Origin of the sequence: Microbacterium capsulatum, from assembly GCF_030865425.1 — a bacterium.
Taxonomy (GTDB): Bacteria; Actinomycetota; Actinomycetes; order Actinomycetales; family Microbacteriaceae; genus Microbacterium; species Microbacterium capsulatum.
In genome coordinates, this window is sequence record NZ_JAVFCB010000011.1 from 14,679 (window position 1) to 26,738 (window position 12,060).

12 protein-coding genes are annotated in these 12,060 nt (G+C 68.9%); all 12 read right to left on the minus strand.

Translation table 11 applies throughout. The features are described from left to right. Positions 1 to 67 precede the first annotated feature (67 nt). The 12 genes from RBR11_RS16205 to RBR11_RS16260 all read right to left on the minus strand — a co-directional run bounded on the left by RBR11_RS16205 (position 68) and on the right by RBR11_RS16260 (position 11,925). Entirely contained in the window at positions 68 to 478 is a 411-nt protein-coding gene (locus RBR11_RS16205) for an SseB family protein (protein ID WP_308490416.1), read from the minus strand. Positions 479 to 695: 217 nt separating this feature from the next. Next, the gene (locus tag RBR11_RS16210) at positions 696 to 1,364 is read right to left on the minus strand and encodes a hypothetical protein (RefSeq protein ID WP_308490417.1); all 669 of its coding nucleotides are present in this window, start codon (positions 1,362 to 1,364) and stop codon (positions 696 to 698) included. Between the two features lie 65 nt (positions 1,365 to 1,429). Next, a complete protein-coding gene (locus tag RBR11_RS16215) occupies positions 1,430 to 1,930 on the minus strand; it encodes an amino-acid N-acetyltransferase (protein WP_308490418.1) in 501 nt (166 codons plus the stop codon). A gap of 26 nt (positions 1,931 to 1,956) precedes the next feature. After that, positions 1,957 to 2,346, minus strand: a complete 390-nt coding sequence (locus tag RBR11_RS16220; protein WP_308490419.1) for a Rieske (2Fe-2S) protein — start codon at positions 2,344 to 2,346, stop codon at positions 1,957 to 1,959. Beyond that, positions 2,343 to 2,660: a hypothetical protein gene (locus RBR11_RS16225; protein ID WP_308490420.1), complete on the minus strand. Its 318-nt coding sequence runs from the start codon at positions 2,658 to 2,660 to the stop codon at positions 2,343 to 2,345. The genes RBR11_RS16220 and RBR11_RS16225 overlap by 4 nt, the downstream gene beginning before the upstream one ends. A gap of 1 nt (position 2,661) precedes the next feature. Then, a complete protein-coding gene (locus RBR11_RS16230) occupies positions 2,662 to 3,927 on the minus strand; it encodes an amidohydrolase family protein (RefSeq protein ID WP_308490421.1) in 1,266 nt (421 codons plus the stop codon). 42 nt (positions 3,928 to 3,969) lie between these two features. Continuing rightward, the gene (locus RBR11_RS16235; RefSeq protein WP_308490422.1) at positions 3,970 to 5,142 is read right to left on the minus strand and encodes an ABC transporter ATP-binding protein; all 1,173 of its coding nucleotides are present in this window, start codon (positions 5,140 to 5,142) and stop codon (positions 3,970 to 3,972) included. 44 nt (positions 5,143 to 5,186) lie between these two features. Further along, positions 5,187 to 6,305 carry an ABC transporter substrate-binding protein gene (locus RBR11_RS16240; RefSeq protein WP_308490423.1) on the minus strand — a complete coding sequence of 373 codons (1,119 nt, stop codon included), beginning with the start codon at positions 6,303 to 6,305 and terminating at the stop codon, positions 5,187 to 5,189. A 20-nt stretch (positions 6,306 to 6,325) separates the two neighbouring features. Then, positions 6,326 to 8,101 carry an ABC transporter permease gene (locus tag RBR11_RS16245; RefSeq protein ID WP_308490424.1) on the minus strand — a complete coding sequence of 592 codons (1,776 nt, stop codon included), beginning with the start codon at positions 8,099 to 8,101 and terminating at the stop codon, positions 6,326 to 6,328. A gap of 236 nt (positions 8,102 to 8,337) precedes the next feature. Next, positions 8,338 to 9,387: a pyridoxal phosphate-dependent aminotransferase gene (locus RBR11_RS16250; protein ID WP_308490425.1), complete on the minus strand. Its 1,050-nt coding sequence runs from the start codon at positions 9,385 to 9,387 to the stop codon at positions 8,338 to 8,340. A 105-nt stretch (positions 9,388 to 9,492) separates the two neighbouring features. Further along, complete coding sequence (locus tag RBR11_RS16255) at positions 9,493 to 10,173, minus strand: FadR/GntR family transcriptional regulator (RefSeq protein ID WP_308490426.1); 681 nt, start codon at positions 10,171 to 10,173, stop codon at positions 9,493 to 9,495. Positions 10,174 to 10,314: 141 nt separating this feature from the next. Next, positions 10,315 to 11,925 (minus strand): thiamine pyrophosphate-binding protein, encoded by a 1,611-nt coding sequence (locus RBR11_RS16260; protein WP_308490427.1) that lies wholly within the window; start codon positions 11,923 to 11,925, stop codon positions 10,315 to 10,317. Positions 11,926 to 12,060 lie beyond the last annotated feature (135 nt).

Below are 12,060 nucleotides of genomic sequence, written 5' to 3' on the forward strand. Positions count from 1 at the left end.
GGAAGCGGCACGACGGATCCGAGGATGCCCCGTCGTCCGGCTCGGGGACCGGAGAGCCGACTACGGCTCAGGCCTCCAACGCGCGGAGCAGTTCGTCCGGCGGGGCCTGCATGGGGTGCGGGCCCGCGATGTCGAGGAACACCGTCGTGATCACCTCGCGATGCGCGGCGAGGAACGCGCGGAGCCAGACCGGCGAGTAGATGCCGACACCCGGCGGCAGATTCGCGGGCTTGTGCGTCGCGTCGCTGAACAGCAGGAGCGCGACCTCGCCGGTCTGCGGGTCGCGGTACGTCCACACCTCGCCGCCGTCGAGCGGATTGTCGCGGGCGCCGGGGCGGATCAGCGGGACGACCGTGTTGCCGTTGCGCAGCGCGAGAGCGACAGCGGCCATGTCCTGCTTCTCGAGCGCCTGCGCGAGCGCCTCGGAGCGGAAATCCTGAGCGGCCGGAGCCTTCTTCTTCGCCTTCTTCACGGCCATCGCTCCAGCATAGAAGAGGGCCTCCTCGGTCATCGCTTGGGGACAGATGAGCGGGAGGCCCTCATGGTCTCCGACGACGGACGACTATGCGCTGGGGACGCTGGGATGTCGAAGCCACTGGGGATGGCAATCCGTCTGAGATCTCGAAGACCTTTTCTATGGTATCCCAAACACCCCGGATAGGGGGAAAATTCCGACGATTGCCTCGAAGACCTTCTTACTGGAGCAGGAACTGGACCGGCGTCGCGCTGTCGAAGCCGCCGATCGAGACCTTCAGCTGATAGGCCGCGCCGCCGCCCGGCGCGCGCTGCCGATCGGTCGCCGCGCAGGTGGCGACGCTCGAGCGGGTGCGGTCCCAGACGATCGGCGCCGAGCTCGACACGGTCGCTCCGGCCTTGATCGTCTGGATCGCGTCGCTCGGGTTCTGCTGGCAGTCCGTCGAGCGCCACCAGGTGTCCGAACCGCTCGTGATCGTGAACGACTGCTTCGCCGTCCCCACGTTCATCGTGCAGTCCTTGCTTCCCGTGTTCGTCAGCGAGATGGACAGCCGTGGGCTCTGATCCGCCGAGTACGAGTCGTGGTCGGTGACGGCCTTGACCTTCACGTCCGCGTTCGTGCAAGGGACGGGGCCTGCCGCGACCGTGCTCGTCGGCGCCGGCGTCGGCGCGGCCGTCCCGCTCGGCGACGGCGACGGGGTGGCGGCGGGAGTCGTCCGCGTGGGGGACGGCGATGCGGACGTCACGGTCGGCTTCGGCGCGGGGCCCGCGGATCCCCGGGCGACCATCGCCCACACGACCGCGACCAGCGCGACCAGCAGGAGGAGGACGGCCCCGAGGACCACGATCCGGCGACGACGATAGACGGCGGCGGAATGGCGAGGGGTCATGCCTCCAGGCTACGGGGCGCCGTTCGGGCCCGCCTGGAGACTCCCCGCCGGACGGCTCGCGAGACTCAGAGCCGCTTGAGCATGCGCGTGTTGCCGAGCGTGTTCGGCTTCACATGCGCGAGGTCGAGGAACTCGGCCACGCCCTCGTCGCCGCTGCGCAGGAGCTGCGTGTAGACGTCCGGATCCACGACCTGCTCGCCGATCGGCGAGAACCCGCGTCGCGCGAAGAACTCGACCTCGAAGGTGAGGCAGAACAGCCGGCTGAGCCCGAGCACCCTGGCGTGGTCCTCGAGCTGCTCGACGATCGCGCGGCCGATGCCGTGGTGCTTCCGGTCCTCCCGCACGAGCAGGGTGCGCACCTCGCCGAGGTCCTCCCACATCACGTGCAGGGCGCCGCAGCCGACCAGCACGCCGTCGGCCTCCGCGACCACGAACTCCTGCACCGCGCCGTAGAGCACGGCGAGGTCCTTGCCGAGCAGGATCCTTCTCTCCACGAGCGGCTCCAGCAGCGCGAAGATGCCCTGGACGTCGCCCGCGCGTGCGGGCCGGACGAGATAGTCGCTCACGCATCCAGCCTACGGCTGCACGGTGTTCACACCGTGACGATCACGTCGCCCGCATCGACCCGAACCGGAATCGGACGCAGTCCGACGCGCTGATCCGCGGGGTGCTTGCCGGTGAGGACGTCGAATTCGAAGCCATGCCAGGGGCAGACGATGTTCCGGTCTGTCGGATGGAATCCGGGCCCGCCGCTCTTCAGACCACCCTCGCCGCGCACGAGCTGCACAGTACGCGGCATGACCTTGCCCTGGCACACCGGACCGCCCTGATGGGGGCAGACGTTGTACCAGGCCCGCACCTCGCCGGCGTGGAAGTAGAGCCCGAGCTCGGTCCCGTCGACGTCGACGACGATCCGCTCCCGTTCCTGCAGGTCCGCGAGGCTCGCGACGACGACGTCGCGGCGGACGACCTGTGCGCTCATTCGGCCCTCCGGTACCAGATCGCCATGTCGAACAGGTTCACATCGGCGGCGTCCAGCAGCGCCGTGACGAGGACGACGGTCTCCGTCGCGTTCAGGGCGTCCTCGCGGATCGGCCACGCGATCTTGCCGACGCGGTCGGTCTTGGCGGAGAACAGCCGGGCGGCGGCGTAGAGCACGTCGGCGATCTGCTCGTCGGAGACGTCGGCACCGCGCTCGGTGTCGGACACGTGCTGCACGAGCTCGCCCAGCCGTGCGACGACGGCGGAGAGCTCGGCGATCTCGGTGGCGGTGGTGAGAGTGGTGTTGTCGGTCATGTCAGGAGATCCCGGGTCGTTCCTGGAGCACGTGCTCCGCGGAGGGCTTCTTGCGGTCGGTGGGGAGGTTGAACACGCGCGCGGCGTTCAGTCCGAGGATGTTGCGCTTGGCCTGTTCGGACAGGAACGGCAGACGGGTGATGGTGGACGGTGCGTCCCAGTCCCAGTGCGGCCAGTCCGAGGAGTACAGCAGCTGCGTCTCGGCGTTGAACGACTTCATGGTCGCCTCGAGCAGCTCCATGTTGGTGCGCTCCATGGGCTGGGTCGTGTACCACATCTCCTTCATGTACTCGCTCGGCAGACGCTTCAGGCCCGGCGCCTCGCTCGGGCGCATGAGCACCTCGTGGTCGAGTCGCTGCATGAGGAACGGGATCCAGGCGAGACCGCTCTCGACCCAGACCATCTTGAGCTTCGGGAAGCGCTCCGGCATGGCGTTGATGATCCAGTTCGTCACGTGGATCTGGTTGTAGTGCGTGAACGACAGGGCGTGCATCGACAGGAAACGGTTCAGCTGCGCGAAGGACGGGTCGCCCCAGTGGTAGCCGGAGTGGAACGCGAGCGGCTTGCCGCTGTCCTCGATGAGCTTGTAGAGGCGCGTGTAGACGTCGGAATGCACCGGGTTGTTGCGCGTCGAGCACACCGTGTAGCCGATGATGCCGTCGTTGTCGGCGTACTTCTCGACGAGCTCCTCGCACACCTCGGGGGTGTTGTACGGCAGGTAGAGCATGCCCTTCAGGCGCGGGTTCGGCGGCAGGATCACCTCGGTGAGCCAGCGGTTGAAGGCTCGTCCGAGCACGACCTCCACCTCATCCTGCGGGTGCATTCCGAGCAGCAGCATGGCGCTCGGGAACACGACCTGGTAGTCGAGGCCCATGGCGTCCATTCCGCGGCGTGCGGCCGTCACGAACGGGTGACCCTCGGTGCCCTCGACCGGCTCCTTGCGGCCCTGATGCCCGATGCGGCCGCCGACGCTCTGGTGCGACATGCCGGGCTGGATGTTCAGCAGCGCGTTGTTGCCGGCGAAACCGGCGTACTGGCTCATGCCCAGGTCGCGCCAGACGTCGTTGTCGATGAGGTCGAGCACCTCGCCCCAGAAGTGGTCCTCCGAGACGTGGGCGTCGATGTCGACGATGAAGTAGTCGTCGTAGTCGTCACGCGCCTGCTTGGTCGCGTGGGCGAGCACGTCGCGGGTGTCGGAGCGACCGCCGATCTCCGCGAGCTCGCGGATCCGCGGCGCGTCGGAACGGGGTGTGGGCAGGGAACTCATCGGGCTTTCCTCTCAGGCGTCGATCGTTCTCGGGTCGATCGCTCAGTGCGCGGCGACGATCGCGTCGGTCATGGTGGTCAGGTAGTCGTCCTCGGACGGGGTGGCGGCCGCACGATGCGGGATGACCACGGCCCGGGCGGGGTTGACCGCGAAGCCGAGGGCGTCGCCCGCACGGGGCACGGCATCGGCCGCCATCTCCCCCGTCTCGACGCGCACGCGCAGCGGGAGGCGGTCCGCACGCACGAGCAGGTTCACGGCGCTGCCGAGGTAGGTGGTGCGCTCGACCGTCGCGCCGAACCGGCCGGCTCCCGGCGCGAGATCGTCGACGTGCATCATCCGCGCGTGCGCGGCCCGGAAGGCCACGTCGGCACGCTCGCCGGCTGCGGCCTCGCCCGTCACGGTGCCGGCGATCACGAGAGAGGTGCCGTCGACCTGGACGTCCGCGATCCCGTCGCGGACGTCGCGGATCGTGCCGGGGAGGATGTTCTGGAACCCCATGAAGTCCGCGACGTACGCCGAGTGGGGGCGGTCGTACAGCTCGCTCGGCGTGCCGTCCTGCACGATCGCGCCCTCGCTCATCACGACGATGCGATCGGAGAGCGTGATCGCCTCCTCCTGGTCGTGCGTGACGTAGACGGACGTCGTCTCGAACTGGTTGTGCAGCGCCCGCACCTGCTGGCCCATCTGATAGCGCAGCTTGGAGTCGAGGTTCGAGAGCGGCTCGTCGTAGAAGATGATGCCCGGCCGGGCGGCCAGAGCGCGGGCGAGAGCCACCCGCTGCTGCTGGCCGCCCGACAGGGCGGTGACCGGTCGCTTCTCGAAGTCCGCGAGTCCCACCGCGGAGAGCATGTCTGTGACGCGGGATCGGCGCTCGGCGGCGCCGATCCGCGCGACCTTGAGCGGGTACGCGACGTTCTCCGCCACGCTCATGTGCGGCCAGAGCGCGTAGCTCTGGAACACCATGCCCACTCGCCGCTTGTCGGCCGGCACGAACGTGCGCCGGTCTGTGTCGACGACGATGCGATCGCCCATGCTGATCCGTCCGCCAGACGGCCGCTCCAGGCCGGCCAGGCACCGCAGGGTGGTCGTCTTGCCGCAGCCGGAGGGGCCGAGCAGCGTGACGAACTCCCCGGAACGGATCGTCAGATCCAATCCGTGCAGAGCGGTCTTCCCGCCGTAGCGCTTGGTCAGTCCGGAAACCTGGACCTTGGTCATGCCGATCACTGCTCTCTCGTGGGGGGACTGCGGAGTCGAGACGCCTACTTCTTGAAGTTCGCGTTGATGAAGTCGAAGTAGGGCTGGTTGAAGGCGGGGTCGGGGTTGGAGAACGGAAGGCGGCCGAGCTTGCCGAGAGCCGGCGCCCCCGACGGTCCGGGCGCGTCCGGTGTCCAGCCGTAGGACTTGTTCTTCTCGGCGAGCGCCTTCTGGCCCTCCGGGGAGTACAGCCAGTTGATGTACAGCTGCGCGGCGTCCGCGTGGGGCGCCTTGTTCACGACGCACATGCCGGTGCGGGACATGAAGTTGCCGCCGTCGTCGAGCGGGAAGACCGCCGCGATCGGGCCGCCCTTCGCCTTCACGTCCTCGTAGAAGCCCTGGTACACGGCGATGCCGATCGGGAACCGGCCGCTGGCAACGTCCGAGGGGACGTTCGGCTCGGACTGGGCGAACTGCACGTCCTGCTTGCCGAGCGCCTCGACATAGGACTTGCCCCACTTGGACGCGCTGTCCGGCACCATGAGCGAGGTGAGGATGTAGCGGATGCCGCCCGGAACGGTCGGGTCGCCGACCGTGATCTTGCCCTTCCACTTCGGGTCGAGCAGATCCTTCCAGTTCTTCGGAGCGTCGTCCTTCTTCACCATGTCGGTGTTGTAGACGAAGACGAAGTAGCGCATCGCGTAGTAGGTGAGGCGACCGTCGTAGTTCGTCGGAATCTCGAATCCGTCCGGTGCGGTCTGAACGTCGGCCTTGGTGCACAGGTCGGGCTTGGCGGCCACCTGCGGGGACTCGCCGCCGTCGTAGATGTCGGCGATGCGGTTGCCGCTCTGCGCCTCGGTCTCGATCTTCGTGATGCTCTGCGCATCCGGCTGGTCCTGCTGCACGATCTTGATGCCGGGGAAGCGGTCGGTGAAGACCTTGAACAGGGCCTTCTGCGACGAGACGCTGGGCCCGTAGACCACCAGGTCGGTCTTCTTGTCCGCGACCGCCTTCTTGTAGAGGTCGTCCATGTGGGCGTTGCCCTTGGCGCTCGCGCCGGGCACCTCGATCGGCTTGTCCGACTGAGCGGCAGCGCCGCCGGAGGAGCACGCGGTCAGGGCGGCGAGCGCGCCGATGGCCAGTGCCGCCGTCGTCAGTCGCAGGGTGTTGCGGGAGAACGTCATCATTCTTCCTCTCGGGTGTGTCAGGGGGTGATCCGGGTGAGGGGGACTGAGGGGGCGCGGCTGGGGCGCCCTGCGCGGGCGCGCAGCACCGCGGCGGTCTTCATCGCGGCCGCGGCGAGCGCGAGCACGGCCATGGCGGCGACGAGGACGATCATGAACAGGGCCGCGCCCTGCGACATGTTGCCCTGCAGGAACTGCTGGAACGCGGTCAGGGAGACGGGCTGCAGTCCAGGCGGGGCGAGCAGCATCGGCACTGACAGATTGCCGGCGATGAACAGTGCGGACAGGAACCACCCCGACAGGAAGCTCGGCACGACGAGACGCAGCACGATCGTGAGCAGCACACGCCAGGATCCGGCACCCGACGTGCGGCCCGCCTCCTCCAACTCGGGCGAGAGCTGCGCGAGGGCTCCCTCCGCGATCCGGCTGGACACCGGGATCGTGGCGACGATGAGCACGAGCGTCATCAGGAAAGCGGTGCCGTAGAGCCCGCGGAAGGCGGGGACGTAGAGCACCGCGAACATGTACGCGAGCGCGAGCACGATGCCGGGCAGCGCCCACGGGATCCACACCGAGAACGAGGTGTACGAACGGATGAATCCGGTGCGGCGCGCCGTCACGTATGTCGTCAGCAGTGCGACCGCGATCGAGCCGAAGCCGCCGATGACGGCGAGCCATGCGGTCAGACCGAGGCTCGAGCTGAAGTCCGGGTCGGTGAGCATCTGCACGTAGTTGTCGAACGTGAGCCCGGTGCTCATGACGCCGAAGATCGGCTGCAGGCTGCCGAGGATCATCGCGAACAGCGGCAGGATCAGGTTCAGCAGCAGGAACAGGACGATGAGCGCGGAGAACACCCAGCGCACCGGCCCGAGCTCCTGCGGCTCGCGGCGGGAGGTCTTGCCGGTGAGGGTGGTGAAGCTGCGTCCGCGCAGGAGCCAGCGCTGGGCGAGGAAGAGCAGCAGCACGAGCGCGATCAGCACGAGCGACAGGGCGAAGGCCTTGGTGTACTCGGCCGGCGCCTGGTCGCGGACGTAGTGGAAGATCTGCGTCGAGAACACGAAGATGTTCGCCTGACGACCGATCAGCTGCGGGCTGTCGAAAGCCTGGAACACGAGCACGGCGATGAGGATCGCGGCTCCGGTGATCGCCGGGCCCACCGAGGGCACCGTGATCGTGAAGAACGTGCGTACGGCGCCGGCCCCGCTGATCGCGGCCGCCTCGTCGAGCGATTGGTCACGGTTCTTGAACGCGCCGAGCATGAGCAGGTAGGCGAAGGGCATGTAGCCGAGCGACATGAGCAGGAACAGGCCGCCCCAGCTCTGGATGTTCAGGATCGGGCCGTGTGCGCCGAGCATGCGGCCGAGCTGGTTCAGCAGGCCGTTCTGCGGGTTGCCGAGCATGATCCAGCCGAGCGTGTGGAACAGCGGCGGAACGAACAGGTTCACCGCCATGAGCGGCGTGAGAAGCCGGCGGCCGGGGACGTTGGTATTGGCTGCGATCCAGGCGAACAGCCCGCCGCCGGCGACGGAGATCGTGCCGCAGACGACGACGAGCAGCAGCGAGTTCCCCATCGTCTTCCAGGTCTCCGGGTCCTGGAACGCCGCGATGAGACCACCGACCGTGAAGGGCAGGTTGTCGGACGGCAGGCCGTTGCGGAAGGCACCGATCACGATCATCGACACCGGATAGATGAGCACGAGGGTCAGGGCGGCGAGGAAGACCGTCCAGCCGAACCCGCCGGTCAGCGAGCGCCGGATCGATGCTCGCCGGTCGCGTTCGAAGTCGCTATCCGTCACTGCCTCTTCTTCCGTTCACGGGGGCGGATCCGAGATCCCGGTCGCCCGGGCCCAGACCGCCCCGTCTGTCGTGTTGCCAGCGTAGGAACCGCGCCACCGGCCCTCATCCGGCCCTGATCCGAAGTCCTCTCCGGGGGATCCGACACGGTGTCGGAAGCCCGGCTGACGGCGATGCGATCAGCTCGCGCGGCGGTTCCCGGTGCGTGATCGCCGCGCGCCGGGAACCGCGGGGAACATCAGAGCAGGGCCGCGAGGACCGCATCGTTCTCGGCCGGGAGGCCGATCGTCACGCGCGCACCGCCGGCGTTCGGGAACGGGCGCGCCAACACGCCCTGAGCCTCGAACCGCGCCATGAGCGCGGCTGTGTCCCCGGGGAGGAACAGGAAGTTCGACTGGCTCGGCAGCACCGGCACACCGGCCTCGCCGAGAGTCCGCACGACCCGATCGCGCTCGGCGACGATCGTCGAGACGCGCTCCTCGGCGATGGCCGCGCCCTCCGGGCTGAAGGCCGCGATGAGAGCCGCCTCGGCGATGCCGTTCAGGGCGAAGCCGACCGAGGTGCGCCGCAGCGCCTCCGCGATCCGGGGTGCTCCGACCGCGTATCCGGCGCGGACGCCCGCCAGTCCATGCGACTTCGACAGGGTGCGGAGGATCACGAGGTTGTCGAACTCGTCCAGCAGCGCGGCGGTGGCGTCGACGGGCTCATCGGTGACGAACTCGCGGTAGGCCTCGTCGAGGACGACGATCACCGATGCGGGCACGCGGCGGAGGAAGTCCCTGAGCCCCTCGACCCCGATCAGACCGCCCGTGGGGTTGTTCGGGTTGCAGAGGTAGACGATGCGCGTCTCGGGCGCGATCGCCGCGGCCATGGCCGCCATGTCCATCGCGCCGTCCTCGGCGAGCCCGACCGCCGTGGTGTCCGCACCGGCGAGCGAGAGCGCCGCGTTGTACGCCTCGAACGAGGGCGACGGGAAGACGCCGTGCACACCGGGCTCGCAGACGAGACGGGCGAGTCCGTGCAGGAGCGAGCCGGATCCGTTGTCGACGGCGACGCGGTCGGGGTCGACGCCCAGGGCGGCGCCGATTGCCTCCCGGGCCGCCGCACGGTGGTAGTCGGGATAACGGTGGGCCATGCCGATGGCCGCGGTCATCGCGGCGACGATCGGCGCGGACGGCGCCCACGGCATCTCGTTCTGCGACAGCCGGATCGGCGGCGGCGTCTGCCGCGCCGGGCGGTTCGGGGTCTGCAGCATCTCGTCGACGACGCCTCGGAACGCGAGCGACATGGGTCCTCCTCGGACAGAGTGCTAATTCTTAATAATGAATATGAACATTATCGAAGACCGCTCGTCCCGCTGTCAACCCATCCGATGTTTTCGTGCCGGCAGTTCTCAGGAGAGCAGACGGGCCACCGAGGAGTGCCGGTGCCGCTCCGCCGCCGAGCTCGCGAGCGCGTGGCTGCGCTCCGCGACGGCCGCCGCGAAGTCGAGGTGCGTGCGCAGCCGCTCGGGCGTGCTCGGGGCCGTCGCACCCTCAAGCTGCTCGGCGATGATGTAATCGACGAGGTTCGTGTAGAGACTGCGCAGCAGCTCGTTGGGTGTGATCTCGGCGATGCGCGCGTGCAGCGCCCAGATCGCGGTGGCCGCTCCCTCCGTGTCCCATGCGGCCCTCAGACGCTCCGCCAGCGAGACGATCTCGACGATGTCGGCGTCGGTCGCGTGCTCGATCGCGTCATGCAGGACGAGGCCGTCCAGCGCGTCCAGCACGCGCAGGCAGTCGCTGGCGGTCGCCTTGCCCTCGCGCAGCTGCAGCAGCTGATCGCTGAGCTGCATGAACGGCGAGCGCGCCGCGACGAAGATCCCGCCGCCGGGGCCGGGCTTGGCATCGACGACGCCGCGCGAGCGCAGCAGCTGGATCGCCTCGCCCAGCGTCGCCGGGGCGACCCCGAACCGGGACGCGAGCTCCTGCCGGCGGCCGATGAAGTGCCCCGCCTTCCACCCCTCGGCGACGATCTCATCCTCGAGGGACTTCGCCACTCTCACGGCGATGGCGGCATTGGTGATCTGCGTCATGGGGCTCCCCCGGCTCGTCCCTTCCGGTGACCCTGGCCCGGTCACGCGTGTGTACAGAGTATGAGGCGGCTCGACCCCGCGCACCCTTTATTGCGTGTATTGATCATAGGCAATGCGGAAGGGCCGCCCCCGCGCATGAGGTCAGTGCTTCTCGTGGATGAGCGACCACGGCGACGGGAAGACGTCGACCTTCACGCGGATGATCGCCGGCCTGCGGGCCACGATCGCGCGCTCGATGCCGGCGCGCACCCCGTCAGCGTCGGCGGCATCGGCGAAGTCGATCCCGAACGCCTGCGCGAGCGCGGCGAAATCAGGGTTGACCAGGTCGGATCCGATGAAGCGCCCGCCGTACGTGTCGCGCTGGATGCGCCACACGTTGCCGAACCGGCCGTCCTCGAAGAGCACGGTGATGAGAGGGATCCCGTACCGCTTCGCGGTCGCGAACTCCTGCAGCGACCAGCCGAGTCCTCCGTCGCCCGTCACCGCGACGACAGGGCGCCCGCCGGAACCGACCGCGGCGCCGAGCGCCGTGGGCATCGCGTAGCCGAGCGTGCCCTGGTAGCCGGGCCAGACGTACGACCGCGGCGCGTGCACGGGGAACCCGTAGCTCGAGACGTAGCCGATCTGGGTGAGCTCGTTGACGTAGACGCCGTCCTCCGGGAGGGCGCCGCGGATCGCGTCGACGAAGGCCATCTGCGGCGCGACACGCTCCCTGATCCGCTCCTCGCACTCCGCGCGCAACCGGCGCAGCTCCTCGCCCCAGCCCTGGCGTGCGGGCACCTCGGCGACGATCGCCTCGAGCACGGCGGTGGCGTCCGCGGCGATCGCCAGATCGGGGCGCCGGGGCGCGCCGAGATCGGCGGGATCGACGTTGACGAGAGCGATCTTCGCCCGGCCGGCGTTCAGCTGCTGACCGAACGGGGTGAGGAAGCGGCTTCCGAAGGAGACCACGAGGTCGGCCGTCGCGCGCAGATCCCAGAGCGCGAAAGCGGGAAGCGCATGTGGATCCCGGGCGTCGATCGCGCCGCGCCCGTTCTCGCTCATCACGACCGGGGCGTCGAGGCGGTCGGCGAGGGCCGCGAGCAGGTCGAACGCGTGCTGTCCCCGCGCGCCGCCGCCGACGTGGATCACCGGACGCTCGCTCGCAGCGATCATCCGCAGCAGCTCGGCGACCTCGGCCTTGGGCGCGACCGGGGCGTCGACTGTGAACGGCTCGCCCACCTCGACATCGATCTCGGCGTGCAGCAGGTCGGGTCCGAGCTCGAGCGCCACGGGACGCGGCCGCCCCGAACGCATCTGCCGGAAGCCCTCGTGCACGAGCTCGGGTATCTCCTCCGCGCGCGTCGGCCGGAGCGACCACTTGGTGAGCCCCTCGATCGTCTCGGTCTGCCGCGGGATCTCGTGCAGCGCACCCAGCCCGGATCCGACCAGCTTCGACGGGATCGTGCCGGCCAGCAGCATCACCTGCGAGGAGCACGCATACGCGGTCGCCATGCCGGCCCCGGCGTTGAGCACACCCGGCCCGGGGACGACCATCGCGACGCCGGGCTTGCCGGAGGCGCGGTGGTATCCGTCCGCCATGTAGGTCGTGCTCTGCTCATGCCGCGGCACCATCAGGTCGATCTCGTCCCGCTTGCGGTACATGCCGTCGGTGAGCCCGTCGAGCTGCACTCCGGGGATCCCGAAGACGGTCTCCACGCCCTCGCTGAGCAGGGCCTGGGTGAGTGCGTCGCCGCCTGTCATCTTTGCCATCGCATCGCCTCTCGTAAAAGAATATAATGAATATAGATCAATTTTCAGAAGCAGCGCAACGCGACGGTCGATGAGGTGGGAACCGCGAGGGTGCGACGACGCCCTACACTCGGTCGGACGCGCAGCGCAGCACGG

Excerpts from the sequence above, each read along its gene's own strand:
- RBR11_RS16225 (WP_308490420.1), bottom strand. The coding sequence starts at position 2,660 with ATGACCGACAACACCACTCTCACCACCGCCACCGAGATCGCCGAGCTC.
- RBR11_RS16255 (WP_308490426.1), bottom strand. The coding sequence starts at position 10,173 with ATGACGCAGATCACCAATGCCGCCATCGCCGTGAGAGTGGCGAAGTCC.
- RBR11_RS16260 (WP_308490427.1), bottom strand. The coding sequence starts at position 11,925 with ATGGCAAAGATGACAGGCGGCGACGCACTCACCCAGGCCCTGCTCAGC.
- RBR11_RS16210 (WP_308490417.1), bottom strand. The coding sequence starts at position 1,364 with ATGACCCCTCGCCATTCCGCCGCCGTCTATCGTCGTCGCCGGATCGTG.
- RBR11_RS16230 (WP_308490421.1), bottom strand. The coding sequence starts at position 3,927 with ATGAGTTCCCTGCCCACACCCCGTTCCGACGCGCCGCGGATCCGCGAG.
- RBR11_RS16240 (WP_308490423.1), bottom strand. The coding sequence starts at position 6,305 with ATGACGTTCTCCCGCAACACCCTGCGACTGACGACGGCGGCACTGGCC.
- RBR11_RS16205 (WP_308490416.1), bottom strand. The coding sequence starts at position 478 with ATGGCCGTGAAGAAGGCGAAGAAGAAGGCTCCGGCCGCTCAGGATTTC.
- RBR11_RS16220 (WP_308490419.1), bottom strand. The coding sequence starts at position 2,346 with ATGAGCGCACAGGTCGTCCGCCGCGACGTCGTCGTCGCGAGCCTCGCG.
- RBR11_RS16235 (WP_308490422.1), bottom strand. The coding sequence starts at position 5,142 with ATGACCAAGGTCCAGGTTTCCGGACTGACCAAGCGCTACGGCGGGAAG.
- RBR11_RS16250 (WP_308490425.1), bottom strand. The coding sequence starts at position 9,387 with ATGTCGCTCGCGTTCCGAGGCGTCGTCGACGAGATGCTGCAGACCCCG.